An 18169-nucleotide genomic window follows, 5' to 3' on the forward strand; every position below is an offset into this window, starting at 1 on the left:
TCACTTAAATGATTGAGACGTTTGTTTTACAGCAGGATCATAACCGCCTTGTGACAAAGGGTTACAACGCAAAATGCGCCATGCCGTTAAGCCAAAGCTTTTGAAAAATCCATAATGATGAAAGCAGTCACAGGCATATTGGGAGCAGCTAGGTACATACTTACACCGCATGCCAATGTAAGGGCTAAGCGCAAGTTGGTACAAGCGCACCAAGCTCACTGCGACCTTATTTAAAACGCGCACCCTAAATAAGCTCCGCCACCTGAGAGCGCAGGAGATCTTTCTCTTTTTTTCTGAGTCTGCCGCGAGTTTGACGACCAATTGGCTTTTTAAGCTTAACGACAACATCGTTGTTAAATGCCGTTGCCTGTGCAGTCCAAACTATTTCACGAATCATTCGCTTTAGGCGATTTCGGTCTACGGCGCGCTTAACCAATTTTTTGGCTACTGCAATTCCCAGATCGGGCTTGGCGCCATTTTGAGCGCCCACAGAATACAAGCCCCAAGACAGATTTGTTTTGGGGCGCGATTTAAGTAATTCAGAAATCCTTGCGCTATTCAATGGCTAAATTACACAGCCAAACGTTTGCGACCTTTTGCGCGGCGTGCATTTAATACAGCGCGTCCGCTCTTGGTTTTCATACGAATACGAAAGCCGTGGGTGCGCTTGCGACGCGTTACTGATGGTTGATAAGTTCTTTTCATGATAGATCCCTGGAAAACCCACTATTTTCCTTGTTGCGAGGCAAAAGGTCAATCTATCTCAATAAATATGTAGGTGTTTTTCTCTATTTTTACTTACTTTTTGACTAAAACATTAATTCATAAGGGATTTTTTCTTTTATTCACAAGTTATCCACAGTTTTTCCACGAACTTTTACCTTGTGGATAACTTTGTGAGGTGGCTACAATGGATTCTCCAAAAATATGAGCAACCTACAAAATCCTCCCGCCTTGAATTCAGTCAGCCCCTTGGGTTTTTGGGATAGCGCCCTTGGTGCCCTGTCCCGCGAGCTGTCGCCTCAACAATTCAAAACCTGGATACAGCCCTTAACCCTTATCTCTTTTGAAGAGAGTGAACACTCACTAACATTAGGTGCGCCAAACCGATTTAAGTTAGACTGGATTAAGAAAACTTTTGCGGACCGCTTTCAAGAACTTGCCTCCCAATACTTTGGTAACCCAATTAATGTCAGTTTCGTACTTGCCTTAGAGAGCTCAGCAAGCCCCTCAGTAATGATTGCCGCCAAAGAAGTAGAGGCCTCTGAGGCCAGGGTAGCCATTGAGGTTGCCCCTACCATTTCTGTGGAAGAGCAGTCTTTCGAGATTGAGGATCACTCAAAACTAAACCCAAACCTCACCTTTGAAACCTTTGTAACCGGTAAGGCAAACCAACTAGCAAGGGCCGCATCGATTCAGGTTGCCCACAACCCGGGGACATCCTACAACCCCATGTTTTTATACGGTGGGGTTGGTTTAGGAAAAACCCATTTAATCCATGCGATTGGCAACCACCTTTTAAAAGAAAAGCCAAATGCCCGAATTCGCTATATTCATGCGGAGCAATATGTTTCAGATGTGGTTAGGGCTTATCAACAAAAAGCCTTCGACCGCTTTAAGCGCTACTACCACTCGCTAGACCTTCTATTGATTGATGATATTCAGTTCTTTAGCGGAAAATCGAGGACTCAAGAAGAGTTTTTCTACGTTTTTGAAGCCCTGTTGAGCAACAAGTCCCAAGTCATTATTACGAGCGACACCTATCCCAAAGAGATGGCAGGGATTGACGATCGCCTGATTTCTCGTTTTGACTCTGGCCTAACAGTCGCAATCGAGCCCCCTGAGCTAGAGATGCGGGTAGCTATTTTGATGAAGAAGGCCGTGAGCGAGGGCATCCCCATGAGTGAGGATGTTGCTTTCTTTGTAGCAAAACACCTACGCTCAAATGTTCGTGAGTTAGAGGGGGCTTTACGTAAGATTTTGGCTTTTGTTCGCTTCCACGGTCGCGAGGTAACCATAGAGGTTGCGAGAACCGCCCTTAAGGACCTTCTCTCAATCCAGAACCGTCAAATTTCTGTCGAAAATATTCAAAAAGCTGTTGCTGATTTTTACAGCATCAAGGTCGCTGATATGTACTCGAAAAAGCGTCCGGCTAACATTGCGCGCCCACGCCAAATCGCCATGTTTATGGCAAAAGAGTTGACCCAAAAAAGCCTCCCTGAGATCGGCGAGCTCTTTGGCGGAAGAGACCACACTACCGTTCTACACGCCGTTCGAAAGATTGGTGACGAACGGGCGCATGATAGCCAGCTGAACCACGAAATTCACGTTATCGAGCAAACCTTGAAAGCATAATTTTTTGCCTGTGGATAAGCTTGTGGGTAACCATGAGGATATGTTTGGGGATTGGTTGTGGATAAATTGTGAAGACTCCACACTTCATGCAAAAATAGGGTGTTGGTAAAAAGTTATCCCATTTTTATGCAGTCTTTATACAGAAGTTTTCCACAGATTTTTAGATGTTTAATGTGTTGTTTTGTTTGAGGTTTTTGACTTATCCACGGAAAAACGAAGCCTTATTACTATTACTACTAAGATATATACAAGGATTTAAAAGCAATGCAACTTGTTAACACCTCTCGCGATAATTTATTAAAACCACTACAAGTGGTTAGTGGGATTGTTGAGCGTAGACATACACTTCCCATTTTGGCTAACCTCTTATTTAAAAAGAGTGGCGAGAAGGTATCTTTTGTTTCTACTGATATCGAAATTCAAATTACCACTAACGCAAATTTTGGCGTTGGCTCAGAGGATGTAACGACAACCGTGGCAGCAAGAAAGTTGTTGGATATTTTGCGCGCTTTACCAGAAGGGCCGGTATCGCTCAATCTTAAAGACAATCGCATGGTAGTACAGAGTGGCAAAAGCCGCTTTTCGCTGCAAACCCTATCTGCTACAGAGTTTCCTGTAATGCAAAGTGTTGGTGAGGTGACGGCAGCCTGGAAGATGTCACAAAGGAGTTTCCGCCAACTTATTAGTCAAGCTCATTTCTCAATGGCGCAGCAAGATATCCGTTATTACCTAAATGGTATGTTGTTGGTGATTGAGGGTAAAGAGGTTGTCGCTGTTGCAACTGACGGTCATCGCTTGGCGTTTTCCCAAGTGGAGCTTGCTGAAGCTCCGTCTGGTTCAGGTCAAAGACAAGAAATTATTATTCCTCGCAAAACCATTCTAGAGTGTCAACACCTTCTTGAAGATTCTGATGAGCCTTTAGAAATCAGTCTAACCGCAAATCAGGTGAAGTTCGCCTTTGGGGATATTGAGCTTATTTCTAAACTGGTTGAAGGTAAGTTTCCAGATTTCCAAAGGGTAATTCCCAAGGGACATAAAAACTCTTTAACAGTTGATCGCGATGTACTGCAAGCTGCACTTCAACGCGCTGCGATTTTGACCACCGACAAATTTAAAGGGGTTCGTTTTTCCCTATCACCAAATCGCATTACCGTTCAATCAACCAATGCTGAGCAAGAAGAGGCGCAGGAAGAAATTGAGACCGAATATGGCGGCGATGCAGTAGAGATTGGCTTTAATGTGAGCTATTTACTAGATGTCTTAGCAAACCTAAAGAGTGAAAAAATTCAAATTAGTTTGGGAGATGCAAACAGCAGTGCTGTGATTACATTACCTGGATCAGAGAACTTTAAGTACGTTGTAATGCCAATGCGCATTTAATTTAGAAGAACATGACTGAAGAAAAAAAAGCAGTAGAGCAGTACGGCGCCGCATCGATTCAAATTTTAGAGGGTCTAGAAGCTGTTCGTAAACGTCCTGGTATGTACATTGGAGACACCTCTGATGGCACAGGATTGCACCACCTTGTTTTTGAGGTTTTAGATAATTCAATTGACGAAGCATTAGCGGGATACTGCTCCGAGATTACGGTTGTTATACAAACCGATAATTCCATCTCAATTGTGGACAACGGACGGGGTGTACCAACTGGCATCAAGTACGACGACAAGCATGAGCCAAAGAGAAGTGCGGCTGAAATTGTGATGACTGAGTTACATGCTGGCGGTAAGTTTGACCAAAACAGTTATAAGGTTTCTGGTGGTTTGCACGGTGTGGGCGTAAGTTGCGTCAATGCACTCTCAAAGTGGTTAAAGCTCACGATTCGTCGTGACGGCAAAGCACATTACATGGAGTTTGCTCGTGGCGTTATTCAGAATCGGAATATCCAACAGGAAAATGGCGTTGCTACCTCACCCATTACCGTTACAGGCGACACCGAACTTTCAGGTACTGAAGTTCATTTCTTAGCCGACGAAGAGATTTTTGGAAATGTTGAGTTTCATTATGAAATTCTAGTAAAGCGTATTCGTGAACTCTCGTTCTTGAATAACGGGGTACATATTAAATTGATTGACCAGCGTACTGGCCAGGAAGAAGACTTTGCATTTTCTGGTGGCGTCAAAGGTTTTGTTGAATACATCAACCAAACCAAAAACGTTCTACACCCTAATATTTTTTATGCCGAAGGCGTTCGCCCTTCCGACCTCGGCGGTCAAATTACTGCTGAAGTTTCAATGCAATGGAATGACAGCTTTAGCGAACAAGTGCTTTGTTTTACCAATAACATTCCCCAGCGGGATGGCGGCACCCACTTAACTGGTTTGCGTGCTGCGATGACACGAGTCATTAACAAATACATTGATGAAAACGAAGTAGCCAAAAAAGCAAAAGTAGAAATTTCTGGCGATGATATGCGCGAAGGCCTTGCCTGCGTCTTGTCGGTGAAAGTGCCAGAGCCAAAATTTTCCAGCCAAACAAAAGACAAGCTGGTTTCAAGCGAAGTTCGGGGACCGGTAGAAGAAATTATTGCTGAGGCCTTAAGCGCTTACCTGCAGGAGCGACCAGCCGACGCAAAAATTCTTTGTGGAAAAATTGTCGACGCTGCTCGTGCCCGTGAAGCTGCGCGTAAGGCGCGCGACATGACAAGACGCAAGGGCGCATTAGATGGTTTGGGTTTGCCTGGTAAGTTGGCAGACTGTCAAGAAAAAGACCCAGCAAAGTCCGAGTTATTTATTGTTGAGGGCGACTCCGCAGGTGGCTCTGCCAAACAGGGGCGAGATCGTCGCTTCCAGGCAATTCTTCCCTTAAAGGGAAAAATTCTGAACGTTGAAAAAGCCCGCTTTGACAAAATGCTAGCAAGCCAAGAGGTTGTAACACTCATTACGGTGTTGGGCACCGGTATTGGCGTTGAAGAATATAAAGCTGACAAACTCCGTTATCACCGGATCATCATCATGACCGATGCGGACGTAGATGGAAGCCACATTCGTACACTACTCTTAACGTTCTTCTATAGGCAGATGCCAGAGTTGATTGAGCGTGGCCACATTTATATTGCTCAGCCACCACTCTATAAAGTGAAGTTTGGTAAGAGCGAGCAATACATTAAGGACGACGCAGAGCTCAATCAATTGTTGCTAAAGATTGCCTTAGAAACCGCTTCTCTCCAGATCCCGACGGGAGAGTTGATCGAGGGCGAATCGTTGAACGAGTTGGCCAAGCACTACCAAGTCATTCAGTCGATTGTCGATCGCTTGTCTCGCACCATTGATGAAGATGCACTGCGAGCCATTGCTTCTGGTACCCAATTGAATTTGGATACCGAAAAATCAGCGAATGAATCTGCGGATCGATTAAGGTTGGCTCTTGCTGATTCGCTCAATCCACTGGCTCTGCCACCAGAAATTATTGTGCAAAAAGAAGATCGCACTGAGCGTTTTCGTTTGTTGTTATCGCGCCGCATTCATGGCAACCTCAAGCTATCCACAATTAATTCTGACTTTGTTCATGGCGATGACTATCAAAGCCTTGCGAATGCAGCAGCTGTTTTGTCGGGCAGGGTTTTGCCTGGCACACGGGTGCGCCGCGGCGATCCAGATAAAAATCAAAAAGAGCAAACCATTAATGACTTTAGGGGCGCTTTTTCTTGGTTGTTGTCCGAGGCAGAGCGTGTCTTAAGCCGCCAGCGATATAAAGGTCTTGGTGAGATGAACCCATCCCAACTGTGGGAAACCACCATGGATGCGAGCTCTCGCACTTTATTACAAGTAAAAATCGAAGATGCAATCGCTGCGGATCAAGTCTTTACAACGCTGATGGGCGACGAAGTGGAGCCCCGTCGCGCATTTATTGAAAAGAACGCACTTATTGCTCGCAACCTAGACGTTTAAATATGCCATCTAAAAAATTAAAACCACCAAAGGTGGATCGGTCATTTATTGTTGTGAAGTCTTCACCGATCCATGGCAAAGGCGTTTTTGTAGTTAAGCCTATTAAAAAAGGCCAGGTAATCATTGAGTACAAAGGGGAGCGCATTAGTTGGAAGCTTGCCGAGAAGCGCCATCCACATGACCCCAAAGACCCAAACCATACATTTTATTTTTCCCTAGATGATGGTCGCGTGATTGATGCTAAGTATGGCGGTAATGCTGCACGTTGGATTAATCACTCTTGTAAACCTAGTTGCGAAACGCGCGAAGATATCTACGATGGTAAGCCACGCGTTTTCATTTATGCCAAGCGAGCCCTTAAGGTTGGCGAAGAACTTTTTTATGACTACTCCCTGGACATTGAGGGTCGCGTCACTAAGCAGATGAAAAAAGATTACGAATGTCGTTGTGGGGCTAAAAAGTGCCGCGGCACAATGCTTGCGCAAGATAAAAAATAAACCACGCACTTTTTATGTTGTACATCACCATTCAAGAGCTTGAGGCGGCCATTAATTATTGGCGCAATCAATCTCCAGCGGTGGGGGATGAGTTGCGTTTATGTCCCGAAGCGGCGGCCCTTGCCAAACCATATGCCCTCATGATTGTTCAGGGCTCGCAACGGATGCCGCTGGATGTTTTGGATGAGCTTGCAAGAACTGCCATCCAAGCATTTAATAAGCTTACCCAAAGCTAAGCTATAAACCCCTAAAGTTTAGGGTTATCGCTATATAAAGCAAGCCCGTCTTGGGGTATCCTCAATACCTTGCCCCAGCAAAGGGTAGAGGACAATAGATTGCAAGAAACAATATTAGAGACAGTTGGCCTGGGGAAATCCTTTAAGGGGTTTTCTGCTGTTACTGATGTTAACTTAAAGGTGTCAAGGGGGAGTATTCATGCCCTCATAGGACCCAATGGGGCGGGCAAAACCACATGCTTCAATTTGCTAACTAAATTCTTAGAACCCAGTAGCGGTCATATCTTATTTAATGGTTTAGATATTACAAATGAGGCCCCAGCCTTAATTGCACGACGGGGAATTATTCGCTCCTTTCAAATTTCAGCTGTTTTCCCCCATTTAAGTGTTTTAGAAAACGTTCGTGTTGCGCTGCAGCGAGGGTTGGGTACCGAGTTTCATTTTTGGAAATCCGGCGACTCTCTCAATATTCTGAACGATCGCGCTTTAGAGCTGCTTCATGAGGTTGGTTTGGAGGAGTTTGCCCACGAGCAAACTTTGAACCTGGCTTATGGACGTAAGCGAGCACTAGAAATAGCAACCACTCTAGCCATGGAGCCAGAATTAATGCTCTTAGATGAGCCTACGCAAGGGATGGGGCATGAGGACGTAGAGCGCGTCACAGAGTTGATTGACCGTGTTGCTAAGGGACGCACCATTTTGATGGTTGAGCACAATATGAAAGTTGTTGCTTCGATTGCTGATCGGATTACTGTGCTCCAGCGCGGGGCCGTTTTGGCAGAAGGCCCTTATCAAGAGGTTTCGAAAAACCCGCTAGTGATTGAGGCCTATATGGGCAGCCACGGGGGCGATAATTTATGAGCGGTATGGCGCTAGAGGTTAAAAATTTAGAGTCCTGGTATGGGGAGTCCCATATTTTGCATGGTGTAAATTTTGCGGTGCGCGATGGTGAGGTTGTCACGCTTTTAGGAAGAAACGGCGCTGGCAGAAGCACCATTCTGAAAACCATCTTGGGCATGACCAGTAAGCGTAAGGGCGTTATCAATGTCTTTGGAGTCGAGACCGTTGATCTCCCAACCTATCAAATTGCTCGTCTAGGCATTGGCTATTGTCCAGAAGAGAGGGGTATTTTTGGTAGCCTAGACGCGCAAGAGAACCTACTACTTCCTCCAAAGGTTTCTTCTGGTGGCATGGAGCTAGAAGAAATTTACGAGATGTTCCCAAATCTTTATGAAAGAAGAAATAGTCCGGGCACCAGACTTTCTGGTGGTGAGCAGCAAATGCTGGCTATGGCTCGAATTTTAAGAACTGGCGCCAAACTTTTGTTGTTAGATGAGATCACCGAAGGTCTCGCGCCTGTGATTGTCGAAAAGCTTGGTGAAGTGGTATCTAAATTAAGAAATAAGGGCTTTACGATTGTGTTGGTAGAGCAAAACTTTAGATTTGCGGCGGAACTTGCAGACAGACATTATGTGGTTGAAAGTGGTTTGATAGTAGAGGTGGTTGAGCGTGCAGACTTAAAGGCCAAGGCCGAAGTCTTAAACGGTTATTTAGGCGTTTAGTCGGGTGTTTACTTTTAAAGGAAAAACAATGAAGCGGACTTTAATTTCTATGGCAGTGGCAGCCCTAGCTGCAGTTTCTAGTGGTGCGAATGCGGCGGATCCATCCGCTGTAAAAATTGGTTTTATTACTGATATCTCTGGTTTGTATTCAGATATTGATGGTCAGGGCGGTTTGGAGGCGATCAAGATGGCTATTGCCGATTTTGGTGGCAGTGTTTTGGGTAAAAAAATTGAAGTGGTTTCAGCGGACCACCAAAACAAAGCAGATATTGCTGCATCTAAAACTAGAGAATGGATTGACCAAGACGGCGTTACCGTTGTCTTTGGTGGAACTAACTCCGGAACTGCGCTAGCAACTTCAAAAGTGGCCGCAGAAAAAAAACGGATTTACATCAATAACGGCGCTGGCACTTCCGCATTAACCAATGAACAGTGCACCCCATACACCATTCACTACACCTATGACACGGTTGCTTTGGCAAACGGCTCAGCTAAAGGGATGATGGACAAAGGCTTAAAGACTTGGTATTTTTTGACTGCTGACTACGCTTTTGGTTATGCCCTTGAGAAAGATGCAACCAACGTGATTAATGCCAGCGGTGGAAAGGTTTTGGGAACATCAAAGCACCCACTCAATGCGAGCGATTTTTCATCTTATCTATTGCAGGCACAGGCTTCAAAAGCTCAGGTTTTGGGCTTAGCTAATGCGGGTGGTGACACCATTAATTCCGTTAAGGCCGCCAATGAGTTCGGCATTACCAAAACCATGAAGATTGCTGGTTTATTAGTATTTATTACTGATGTGCACGCAATTGGCATCCAAAATGCACAAGGCTTGCTAGCTACCGAGGCCTGGTATTGGGATCAGAACGACCAGACTCGTAAGTTTGCAAAACGTTTCTTTGAAAAAATGAAACGCATGCCAACGATGGTTCAGGCAGGCAACTATTCATCTACGATGACTTATTTGAATGCTGTTAAAGCGGCCGGTACCAGTGATTCGGACAAAGTGATGCAGCAAATGCGCAAGGTCAAAATTAACGATATGTTCACGAAAAATGGTTATATCCGCAAAGACGGAACCATGGTTCATGACATGTATCTTTATGAAGTGAAAGCCCCAAGCGAAGTCAAAAGTCCATGGGATTACTACAAGTTAGTTGCTACCGTGCCTGGGGAAAAAGCTTTTGCTCCAGAGGCTTATTCTCAGTGCGCTAATAAGTAATCTTGGAAATCTTCGGCCTTTCTATTTCCGCTCTGTTAAGCCAGCTCCTTTTGGGGCTGGTTAACGGCAGCTTCTATGCAATCCTCAGTTTGGGATTGGCGGTAATCTTTGGCCTGTTAAATGTGATTAATTTTTCACATGGCGCCATGTTTATGTTGGGCGCCATTGTGACGTGGATGGCTGGGCAATATTTTGGAATTAACTATTGGGTGATGCTGATACTGGCCCCAATCATTGTTGGTTTGATTGGCATTGTGATTGAGCGTTTATTGCTAAGGCATTTGTATAAGCTCGATCATTTGTACGGATTGTTGTTGACCTTTGGTTTAACGCTTTTTATCGAGGGCGTGCTGCGCTCCATATATGGCGCTTCGGGTTTGTCTTATAGCGCTCCCGATGCCCTGCGCGGAGCCACCGATTTAGGTTTTATGGTTTTACCAAACTATCGCGCATGGGTGGTGCTTGCTTCCCTTACCGTATGTTTTGCCACATGGTACGTGATAGAAAAAACCAGCATTGGCGCTTATTTACGCGCTGGCACAGAAAACCCAACACTAGTTCAGGCATTTGGGGTGAATTTTCCTCTGATGACAACATTGACTTATGGGTTTGGGGTAGCACTCGCGGCTTTTTCAGGTGTGCTCGCTGCGCCGATTATTCAGGTTTCTCCGCTGATGGGGTCTAACCTCATCATTGTTGTGTTTGCTGTAGTGGTGATTGGTGGTATGGGCTCTATCATGGGGTCAATTGTTACTGGCCTAGGATTGGGTTTGGTTGAGGGTTTGACCAAGGTGTTTTATCCAGAAGCTTCAAGCACTGTGGTATTTGCGATCATGGTGATTGTTTTGCTCTTTAGGCCGGCAGGCCTGTTTGGGCGTGAAAAATGAAATCACTTAAGCCCTGGTTTTTTCTGGCAATACTTGCTGTCGCAATAGCGGCGCCATTTTTTGCTTACCCTATTTTCCTAATGAAGATTTTATGTTTTGCTCTTTTTGCGGCAGCATTTAATTTATTGTTAGGCTATACAGGCCTTCTATCTTTTGGCCATGCCGCATTTTTCGGTGGCGCCGGATACTGTGCGGGATATTTGATGCGCGAAATGGGCGTTGGCCCGGCCGGCGGAATCTTGCTTGGGGTTTTGTTTGCCGCGGCCTTGGGTGCGCTGATTGGCGGCCTTGCAATTAGAAGACAGGGCATTTACTTTTCTATGATTACTTTGGCCTTGGCGCAAATGTTTTACTTTATTTGCCTGCAAGCCCCAGCTTCTGGGGGCGAGGATGGCTTTCAGGGTATCCCAAGAGGCGAACTATTTGGCCTAATCAATTTACAAAATGACTTAAATCTTTATTACTTTGTTTTGGCTACAACACTTGTTGGGTTCTTATTCATTTCCAGAATCATTTCCTCCCCGTTTGGACAGATCCTAAAAGCAATTAAAGAAAACGAGCCGCGTGCAATATCTCTAGGCTATAACGTCAATCGTTTTAAGTTTTTAGTATTTATTTTGTCTGCTGCACTAGCTGGTTTGGCTGGGGCCGTTCAAGCATTAGTCTTAGGCTTCGAGACGCTGACAGATGTGCACTGGTCAATGTCCGGCTTGGTTATTTTGATGACCTTGGTTGGTGGTGTTGGCACCTTGGTGGGCCCATTTGTTGGAGCGCTGGTAATTGTTCTGCTTGAACATAGAGTGGGTGAGATTGGAAACTTCTTAGCTCAAATTACGGGTGTTGCGTGGTTTAACTCTTTGGGCGAGTCCGTCACCATTGTTACGGGCCTGATATTTGTTTTCTGTGTAATGGCTTTTCGCCGTGGCTTGGTTGGCATCTTTACTAAAAAGTAATAGCTTTACTGTTGTGTACAAGCCCAACCGAGATCAGCAAGTGCCCCCGCTTTTGCCCCGTTTTCAATGGCATCGCTTGCATTGGCATTGCCATCCATTGCGCGTTTAGTAATGCCGTGCAAAATTGCCGAAATTCGAAATAAGTTGTAGGCCATCAAAAAAGGCCAGTGTTCTGAAATCGATCTTCCCACTTGTTTTTCATACATAGCGATATATTCAGACTCACTAGGAATTCCTAGTGCAAGCAAGTCGAGGCCTTGTATTCCGCGCCATAGGCTTGGCGGGATTCTCCAGGCCATGCATTGGTAAGTAAAGTCAGCCAACGGGTTGCCAAGCGTAGAAAGCTCCCAATCCAAAACGCCGATGATGCGTAAATCCGTTTTGTGAAAGATGAGATTGTCCATGCGAAAGTCGCCATGGATGAGCGAAGTTTCGTCTCCAGCAGGAATGTGCTCTGGCAACCAGTCCATCAATTTATTAAGAGAATCAGGTATGGCAATACTGGCTTCGCGCACTTGCCGAGACCAGCGCGCAATTTGTCTTGCAAAATAGTTGCCAGGCTTACCAAAAGTTTCTAATTCAAGCGACGCATAATCTTGGCGATGTATAGCAGAGATAGTGCGATTCATTTCTTCATAAATCTCACGACGATCATTTGCTGACATATCTGGCAAAGACTGATCAACGAACACCCTTCCATCAAGATATTCCATGACGAAAAAGGCGGTTCCAATAATGCTCTCATCTTCACAATAAGCTAGCATTTGGGGAACCGGTACGTCTGTACCTGCCAGCGCTTTCATCACGCGATACTCTCGATCAACCGCATGCGCTGATGGCAATAAAACCCCATTCGGTTTTTTTCTAAGCACGTAATGAGAACTGCCGTTAGTAATTTTGAATGTCGGGTTAGATTGGCCACCAGTTAGTTGGCTAATCTCAATCCGGCCTCTAATAAACCCTAATGAATTCAAGTACTGCTCAAGCGACTCTTGAAAAGAGGGGGTTTGCATAAGCAATTTGTATTTATAAGCCGTTAATCAGGTGGCCGCTATCTACCGCAATAGTTGCACCGTTCATTGCAGTACTGGCGTCAGAGACCAAGAGCAATAATGGCCCATTTAAGTCTTCTAAATTATTAAACCGCCGTGAAGGGATGCGCGCCAGAATTTTTTGTCCAGCTTCACTTAGTAGAAATTCGCGATTGAGGTCAGTAATCACATAGCCTGGTAACAGGGCATTGACGCGGATTTGATGACGCGCTAATTCAAGAGCCATTACTTTTGTCAGTTGCACCACGCCCGCTTTTGAGATGACATAAGGGGCTACCCCGCCGATGACTCGCTCCCCCAAGATAGAGGCAATATTGACAATATTTCCAGACTTATTGGCTTCCGCTAGTCGCCGCGCCGCTTCGGTAGCAACCAACCAACAGCCCTTCAGATTCGTATCGATTACCCGATCCCAGTCTTCCTCAGTTTGGTCAAGTAATTTGCGATTGATGCTCATGCCAGCGTTGTTAATAACGATCGTCGGCAATGACCACTGCGCAAGCTCATCAAAACACTGCGTCACACTTTTGTTGTTCGTGACATCAAGCTCAAATGCTTTTGCTTGGCCGCCCAATTGAGTAATTTCATCGACTACAGATTGAAGTTGGTCTATACGTCGAGATGCAATTGCTACCTTTGCTCCAGCCTTGGCAAGCAGTAGCGCGCAATGCTTGCCGATACCACTCGACGCGCCCGTTACAAGCGCTGTTTTATTATCCAATCGAAACAGCTGATTGATATCCATCACTTAGTTTCTTTATTTCCAATAATTTTGCGGGCCATGCTCCAACGATGAACTTCACTTGGGCCATCGTAGATTCGGAAGCCACGCATATCTTTAAAAATTTTCATCAGCGCGGTTTCACTGGTGACACCTTGGCCACCCAACATTTGTACGCAACGATCTACCACTCGCCACTCGGCCTCAGAGCAAATGACTTTAGCGCGACTAGACTCAAAATTGCAACGCTGCCCTTGATCCAAAAGCCAGGCAGTATGCCAAATATTTAGTCGAGAGATTTGCAGATCCATATCGTTATCTGCCAACATAAATCCAACGCCCTCATGCTCGCCTAAAATTTTCCCAAAGGCTTCCCTTTTCTTTGCGTAGGCAATTGCAATGTCTTGCGCACGTTGCGCTTGACCAAGCCAACGCATGCAATGGGTAAGTCGCGCAGGTGCTAAGCGTACTTGAGCATTTTTAAAGCCCTTACCAAGCTCACCCAATATTTGTTTGGAAGAGACGCGTAAATTTGTGAACCGAAGAACGCTATGCCCGCCAGCAAAGCAGCTATCCATCGCATCCATATTTCGAACAAGCTCAATACCTGGCACATTCATGTCTGATAAAAACATGGTGGCAGAGCCATCTTCCCCGCGGGCCATGATGATGACAAAGTCTGCTCCATCGGCCCCAGTAATAAACCACTTTAGACCGTTAATAAGATAATCTTCACCATCTTTAGTGGCTGTGGTCATGAGCATTGAAGGATCTGAGCCAGCCCCGGGAGCAGGTTCTGTCATGGCAAAACATGAGCGAATTTTTCCTGCAACTAAGGGGCGAAGCCAACGCTCTTTTTGTTCTGGACTAGCAATTTCTTCTAGTAAATGAATGTTGCCTTCATCGGGCGCGTGGATATTCATCGCAGTCGGCCCTAATGAAGAGTAGCCCGCCTCTTCAAAAACGATGGCTTTTTCTATATGACTTAATCCCAAGCCACCCATTTCAATCGAAGCGTGTGGCGTTAATAAACCCGCTATTCGAGCAAGCTCGATTAACTCTTTACGTAACTCTTCGGAGGGGCCGTGTTCATTTTGGCGCGGATCTTTTTCGAACGGAATCACTTGATCGCGAATAAATGAGCGCGTCCGATCCCGCAACCCTTCTAGTTTGGGCGTTAAAGAGAAGTCCATTGTTAGATTGTAATAGCAGGCAAAACTGAAATTACACTTAAAACTTCCTATGACTAAAATACATTTTGAATAAGGCTGCCACGTAAGACCTTATGATTATTTTTTAATTGAGCCCTTTATCGAATTTTCAATTTTCATTTGGCCCTTGCTATTGGCGATGGCTTTTTTTGCTGGCTTAGTTGATGCAGTGGCTGGCGGCGGAGGCTTAATTCAGGTCCCCGCTCTATTTGCTGCTTACCCTAACGAACATCCTGCAACATTACTTTCTACTAATAAAGTTTCTGCTGTTGGCGGCACTTTAAATGCTGCACGAAAATATTTGCGCCATGTCTCCCTGCCCTGGGCGGTTGTATTGCCTGCAATCGTGGCGGGTTTTTTAGGCTCGCTTTTGGGTGCCAGCGCAGTCAGCAGCTTTCCAGCAGAGCCTTTGCGTAAAGCGCTGCCCTTTGTTTTGCTGTTTCTTTTGCTCTACACCTGGTTTCAGCCATCGCTTGGTGAGGCACATGCTCCCAAAGGCGAAAGTCGTTTTCAGCAATTTAAAGCAGCTGCGCTTGGACTAACAATTGGGTTTTACGATGGCTTCTTCGGCCCTGGCACTGGCAGCTTTTTGCTTTTTGGTTTTGTGCGATTCTTTGCTTTTGACTTTTTGCATGCCTCAGCTGCAACAAAACTGGTGAATGTCGCCACTAATTTAGCTGCTATCTTAATGCTAGCCAGTCTTGGGCAAATTAACTGGCCTCTTGGTTTGGCCATGATGATTGCCAACATTGCAGGCAGTCAATTTGGAAGCCGCCTGGCAATTCAGCACGGCAGCTCATTTGTTAGAAAGGCTTTTTTGGTCATTGTGACGGCTTTGATTCTGAAGTCAGCCTGGAATGCATATTTTATCAATTAAATCAACGACTTATAAATTACCCCATTGATTTTCCAAGATTTTATGATCTTTTGTTTCACGTGAAACAAACAAAATGCTATGATCATCGCCCTATCTGAGGCAAATCATGCGTTATTCCAAAAGTTTCGATGTCATTGTTGTAGGCGGTGGGCACGCTGGGACTGAGGCTGCCCTTGCATCGGCGCGCATGGGCTGCGACACCCTATTAATTACCCACAGCATTGAAAATCTGGGGGCAATGAGTTGCAATCCTTCGATTGGAGGGATTGGTAAGGGTCACCTAGTTAAAGAAATTGATGCCATGGGTGGTGCCATGGCTGCCGCAACTGACGAGGCAGGAATCCAGTTCCGGATTCTCAATTCAAGCAAGGGTCCCGCGGTTCGTGCGACTCGTGCTCAAGGCGATCGAATCCTCTATAAAGCTGCTATCCGACGAAGGCTCGAAAACCAACCCAACTTAAGCCTATTTCAGGCTGCGGTAGATGATCTTATAGTTCAGGGCGACGAGGTTCAAGGTGTGTTGACCCAAATGGGTCTCGAGTTTATGGCCAAAAAAGTAGTTCTTACCGCAGGAACCTTTTTGGATGGCAAGATCCATGTTGGCTTGAATAACTATGCCGGTGGTCGTGCAGGTGATCCTGCGGCCGTTTCCCTCTCTGCCCGCCTGAAAGAGCTAAAGCTTCCCCAGGGTAGACTAAAGACTGGCACTCCACCACGCATTGATGGCAGAACTATTGACTTCTCAGTCATGCTTGAGCAGCCTGGCGACTTGGATCCGCTCCCCGTTTTTTCCTATTTAGGGCGCCCAGAACAGCATCCTAGGCAGGTTCCCTGTTGGATTTCTCATACAAATGAGAAAACGCATGACATTATTCGGGGTGGTTTGGATCGCTCGCCAATGTATACGGGCGTGATTGAGGGCGTTGGTCCACGCTACTGCCCTTCGATTGAGGACAAAATTCATCGTTTTGCCTCTAAAAATAGCCATCAGATCTTTTTGGAGCCTGAGGGACTAACAACCAATGAGTTTTATCCCAATGGGATTTCGACTAGCCTCCCCTTTGATATTCAATGGGAATTGGTCCGCAGCATTCGCGGCTTAGAGTCTGCAGTCATTGTGCGCCCGGGGTATGCCATTGAGTATGACTTCTTTGATCCACGCCAATTGCGCCATAGCCTAGAGACTAAGGTTATTGGGGGCTTGTATTTTGCTGGGCAGATCAATGGCACAACGGGTTATGAAGAGGCTGCCGCCCAAGGCATGTTGGCAGGTATTAATGCTGGATTGGCCTCCCAAGGCAAAGAGCCTTGGCTTCCAAAGCGGAGCGAATCCTATATTGGTGTCCTCGTAGATGACTTAATCACCCGCGGGGTCCAAGAGCCCTACCGTATGTTTACTAGTCGTGCCGAGTACCGCTTGAGCTTGCGCGAAGACAATGCAGATATGCGTTTAACTGGGATTGGTCGTGAACTTGGCTTAGTTGATGACTATCGTTGGGAAGTATTTTGTAGAAAACAAGAGGCTGTTTCACGTGAAACATCTCGTTTGCAAGATATTTGGGTGGGGCCAAAACATGAAGCCGCCCCCCTGGTTTCTCAGTTGCTGGGTCAAGACTTATCCCATGAATGTAATTTAACCGAGCTTTTAAGGCGCCCCGGCATTACTTATCAAGCCATTACTAGCTTGGGAGACGGCATGTGGTCGCCAGGTGTTTTGGATGAAGATCTCGGTTTAACTGCTCAAATTAGTGACCAGGTCGAGATTTCCATTAAATACCAGGGCTACATTGATCGTCAGACACTTGAAATTACCCGTCAGGAGCACAACGAGACCTTCCCCCTCCCAGAGTCGCTTGATTATTCGCAAGTTCTGGGTCTGTCTAAAGAGGTTCAGCAAAAGCTGAATTTGCATAAACCAGCAACACTGGGTCAAGCAGGAAGAATCTCAGGAGTAACTCCAGCAGCACTTTCTTTGCTTTTGGTACACCTTAAAAAAGGTTTGGGCCGAACCCAAGAGGCTGCATGACCGAAGATTTGCTTGCGCTGGGCATTGAAGAATTGGGCCTCAATTTAAGTGATGCCAACATTGCAGACTTAGAGGTTTTTTTGCAAGAAATGATCCGCTGGAATCAGGTGCATAACCTCACGGCAATTGAAGATCAAAAAGATTCAGTGCGCCTCCATCTGATTGATTCTATTTCTGTTTTACCTCTATTGAGGCAATTTCTAAAGACATCCACGCCTAAAATTGCCGACCTCGGCTCGGGCGGTGGCTTGCCGGCCATTCCCATTGCCATTGTCGAGCCTGAGTGGCGCTTGACTCTGATTGAGGCAATCCGTAAAAAGACGGCTTTTTTGCAACATATACGAGGAAAGCTAAAGCTCAAAAACATCGAAGTATTAAGCGAAAGAGTTGAAAATGTTGCGATGCAACAACCTAGCCAATTTGATGCTGTTATTTCACGTGCGTTTACCAATCTAGCACGCTTTTTGGAGCTCTCCTTGCCACTTCTCAAGCCGGATGGTCTCGTATTTGCCATGAAAGCTAAGCGGGCGGACGAGGAAATGGCTGAGGTAAGTAAAGACGATTGGCGTTTATTGGCCGATCAAGCCCTGTTTATTCCTAATCTGCCGGTTGAGCGCCGTTTGTTGGTGTTCACCCCCATGAGAAAATCGAAGTCTTCCCTTTAAGCAAACCCTAAA

General features: G+C 45.8%; 19 protein-coding genes. 13 read left to right on the forward strand and 6 right to left on the reverse strand.

The window, feature by feature from the left end:
• From yidD to rpmH, 3 genes are all read right to left on the reverse strand, one after another.
• Positions 1 to 348: a membrane protein insertion efficiency factor YidD gene (gene yidD, locus ICN35_RS00290; RefSeq protein WP_216860781.1), complete on the reverse strand. Its 348-nt coding sequence runs from the start codon at positions 346 to 348 to the stop codon at positions 1 to 3.
• Positions 245 to 490: a ribonuclease P protein component gene (gene rnpA, locus ICN35_RS00295; protein WP_370625638.1), complete on the reverse strand. Its 246-nt coding sequence runs from the start codon at positions 488 to 490 to the stop codon at positions 245 to 247. The genes yidD and rnpA overlap by 104 nt, the downstream gene beginning before the upstream one ends.
• A gap of 80 nt (positions 491 to 570) precedes the next feature.
• The gene (gene rpmH, locus ICN35_RS00300; RefSeq protein ID WP_011903922.1) at positions 571 to 705 is read right to left on the reverse strand and encodes a 50S ribosomal protein L34; all 135 of its coding nucleotides are present in this window, start codon (positions 703 to 705) and stop codon (positions 571 to 573) included.
• Between the two features lie 222 nt (positions 706 to 927).
• On the opposite strand from rpmH, the gene dnaA reads away from it, so the two are divergent.
• The 10 genes from dnaA to ICN35_RS00350 all read left to right on the forward strand — a co-directional run bounded on the left by dnaA (position 928) and on the right by ICN35_RS00350 (position 11605).
• Complete coding sequence (dnaA, locus tag ICN35_RS00305; RefSeq protein WP_216123407.1) at positions 928 to 2355, forward strand: chromosomal replication initiator protein DnaA; 1428 nt, start codon at positions 928 to 930, stop codon at positions 2353 to 2355.
• A gap of 264 nt (positions 2356 to 2619) precedes the next feature.
• Entirely contained in the window at positions 2620 to 3735 is a 1116-nt protein-coding gene (gene dnaN / locus ICN35_RS00310) for a DNA polymerase III subunit beta (protein WP_216123408.1), read from the forward strand.
• A gap of 11 nt (positions 3736 to 3746) precedes the next feature.
• Entirely contained in the window at positions 3747 to 6245 is a 2499-nt protein-coding gene (gene gyrB / locus ICN35_RS00315) for a DNA topoisomerase (ATP-hydrolyzing) subunit B (RefSeq protein WP_216123409.1), read from the forward strand.
• A gap of 2 nt (positions 6246 to 6247) precedes the next feature.
• On the forward strand, positions 6248 to 6742 hold the full coding sequence (locus ICN35_RS00320; RefSeq protein WP_216123410.1) for an SET domain-containing protein: 495 nt from the start codon (positions 6248 to 6250) through the stop codon (positions 6740 to 6742).
• 14 nt (positions 6743 to 6756) lie between these two features.
• On the forward strand, positions 6757 to 6978 hold the full coding sequence (locus ICN35_RS00325; RefSeq protein WP_216123411.1) for a DUF3717 domain-containing protein: 222 nt from the start codon (positions 6757 to 6759) through the stop codon (positions 6976 to 6978).
• A gap of 99 nt (positions 6979 to 7077) precedes the next feature.
• Positions 7078 to 7839, forward strand: coding sequence for an ABC transporter ATP-binding protein (locus ICN35_RS00330; RefSeq protein WP_216123413.1), 762 nt, complete (start codon positions 7078 to 7080; stop codon positions 7837 to 7839).
• The gene (locus tag ICN35_RS00335; protein WP_215296067.1) at positions 7836 to 8540 is read left to right on the forward strand and encodes an ABC transporter ATP-binding protein; all 705 of its coding nucleotides are present in this window, start codon (positions 7836 to 7838) and stop codon (positions 8538 to 8540) included. Before ICN35_RS00330 ends, ICN35_RS00335 begins: the two co-directional genes overlap by 4 nt.
• 28 nt (positions 8541 to 8568) lie before the next feature.
• On the forward strand, positions 8569 to 9765 hold the full coding sequence (locus ICN35_RS00340) for an ABC transporter substrate-binding protein (protein WP_216123415.1): 1197 nt from the start codon (positions 8569 to 8571) through the stop codon (positions 9763 to 9765).
• A 2-nt stretch (positions 9766 to 9767) separates the two neighbouring features.
• Positions 9768 to 10652: a branched-chain amino acid ABC transporter permease gene (locus ICN35_RS00345; RefSeq protein WP_215296069.1), complete on the forward strand. Its 885-nt coding sequence runs from the start codon at positions 9768 to 9770 to the stop codon at positions 10650 to 10652.
• Positions 10649 to 11605, forward strand: coding sequence for a branched-chain amino acid ABC transporter permease (locus ICN35_RS00350; protein WP_216123416.1), 957 nt, complete (start codon positions 10649 to 10651; stop codon positions 11603 to 11605). Before ICN35_RS00345 ends, ICN35_RS00350 begins: the two co-directional genes overlap by 4 nt.
• A 5-nt stretch (positions 11606 to 11610) precedes the next feature.
• Here ICN35_RS00350 and ICN35_RS00355 read toward each other — a convergent pair whose 3' ends face one another.
• From ICN35_RS00355 to ICN35_RS00365, 3 genes are read right to left on the reverse strand one after another with little or no spacing between them, the layout of a single operon-like run.
• Complete coding sequence (locus ICN35_RS00355) at positions 11611 to 12618, reverse strand: phosphotransferase family protein (RefSeq protein ID WP_216123417.1); 1008 nt, start codon at positions 12616 to 12618, stop codon at positions 11611 to 11613.
• A 13-nt stretch (positions 12619 to 12631) separates the two neighbouring features.
• Positions 12632 to 13402 carry an SDR family NAD(P)-dependent oxidoreductase gene (locus ICN35_RS00360; protein WP_216123420.1) on the reverse strand — a complete coding sequence of 257 codons (771 nt, stop codon included), beginning with the start codon at positions 13400 to 13402 and terminating at the stop codon, positions 12632 to 12634.
• Positions 13402 to 14571 carry an acyl-CoA dehydrogenase family protein gene (locus tag ICN35_RS00365; RefSeq protein ID WP_216123422.1) on the reverse strand — a complete coding sequence of 390 codons (1170 nt, stop codon included), beginning with the start codon at positions 14569 to 14571 and terminating at the stop codon, positions 13402 to 13404. The genes ICN35_RS00360 and ICN35_RS00365 overlap by 1 nt, the downstream gene beginning before the upstream one ends.
• 157 nt (positions 14572 to 14728) lie before the next feature.
• Between ICN35_RS00365 and ICN35_RS00370 the strand changes: the two genes are divergently transcribed.
• From ICN35_RS00370 to rsmG, 3 genes are all read left to right on the forward strand, one after another.
• Complete coding sequence (locus tag ICN35_RS00370) at positions 14729 to 15466, forward strand: TSUP family transporter (RefSeq protein ID WP_216123429.1); 738 nt, start codon at positions 14729 to 14731, stop codon at positions 15464 to 15466.
• Positions 15467 to 15572: 106 nt separating this feature from the next.
• Positions 15573 to 17492, forward strand: a complete 1920-nt coding sequence (gene mnmG / locus ICN35_RS00375; RefSeq protein WP_216123432.1) for a tRNA uridine-5-carboxymethylaminomethyl(34) synthesis enzyme MnmG — start codon at positions 15573 to 15575, stop codon at positions 17490 to 17492.
• Positions 17489 to 18157, forward strand: a complete 669-nt coding sequence (gene rsmG, locus ICN35_RS00380; RefSeq protein ID WP_216123434.1) for a 16S rRNA (guanine(527)-N(7))-methyltransferase RsmG — start codon at positions 17489 to 17491, stop codon at positions 18155 to 18157. Before mnmG ends, rsmG begins: the two co-directional genes overlap by 4 nt.
• Positions 18158 to 18169: the final 12 nt, after the last annotated feature.

Origin of the sequence: Polynucleobacter sp. es-GGE-1 (assembly GCF_018882005.1) — a bacterium.
Taxonomy (GTDB): domain Bacteria; phylum Pseudomonadota; class Gammaproteobacteria; order Burkholderiales; family Burkholderiaceae; genus Polynucleobacter.

Excerpts from the sequence above, each read along its gene's own strand:
- yidD (WP_216860781.1), bottom strand. The coding sequence starts at position 348 with ATGTTGTCGTTAAGCTTAAAAAGCCAATTGGTCGTCAAACTCGCGGCA.
- rpmH (WP_011903922.1), bottom strand. The coding sequence starts at position 705 with ATGAAAAGAACTTATCAACCATCAGTAACGCGTCGCAAGCGCACCCAC.
- dnaA (WP_216123407.1), top strand. The coding sequence starts at position 928 with ATGAGCAACCTACAAAATCCTCCCGCCTTGAATTCAGTCAGCCCCTTG.
- dnaN (WP_216123408.1), top strand. The coding sequence starts at position 2,620 with ATGCAACTTGTTAACACCTCTCGCGATAATTTATTAAAACCACTACAA.
- gyrB (WP_216123409.1), top strand. The coding sequence starts at position 3,747 with ATGACTGAAGAAAAAAAAGCAGTAGAGCAGTACGGCGCCGCATCGATT.
- ICN35_RS00320 (WP_216123410.1), top strand. The coding sequence starts at position 6,248 with ATGCCATCTAAAAAATTAAAACCACCAAAGGTGGATCGGTCATTTATT.
- ICN35_RS00325 (WP_216123411.1), top strand. The coding sequence starts at position 6,757 with ATGTTGTACATCACCATTCAAGAGCTTGAGGCGGCCATTAATTATTGG.
- ICN35_RS00335 (WP_215296067.1), top strand. The coding sequence starts at position 7,836 with ATGAGCGGTATGGCGCTAGAGGTTAAAAATTTAGAGTCCTGGTATGGG.
- ICN35_RS00340 (WP_216123415.1), top strand. The coding sequence starts at position 8,569 with ATGAAGCGGACTTTAATTTCTATGGCAGTGGCAGCCCTAGCTGCAGTT.
- ICN35_RS00350 (WP_216123416.1), top strand. The coding sequence starts at position 10,649 with ATGAAATCACTTAAGCCCTGGTTTTTTCTGGCAATACTTGCTGTCGCA.
- ICN35_RS00355 (WP_216123417.1), bottom strand. The coding sequence starts at position 12,618 with ATGCAAACCCCCTCTTTTCAAGAGTCGCTTGAGCAGTACTTGAATTCA.
- ICN35_RS00360 (WP_216123420.1), bottom strand. The coding sequence starts at position 13,402 with ATGGATATCAATCAGCTGTTTCGATTGGATAATAAAACAGCGCTTGTA.
- ICN35_RS00365 (WP_216123422.1), bottom strand. The coding sequence starts at position 14,571 with ATGGACTTCTCTTTAACGCCCAAACTAGAAGGGTTGCGGGATCGGACG.
- ICN35_RS00370 (WP_216123429.1), top strand. The coding sequence starts at position 14,729 with ATGGCTTTTTTTGCTGGCTTAGTTGATGCAGTGGCTGGCGGCGGAGGC.
- mnmG (WP_216123432.1), top strand. The coding sequence starts at position 15,573 with ATGCGTTATTCCAAAAGTTTCGATGTCATTGTTGTAGGCGGTGGGCAC.
- rsmG (WP_216123434.1), top strand. The coding sequence starts at position 17,489 with ATGACCGAAGATTTGCTTGCGCTGGGCATTGAAGAATTGGGCCTCAAT.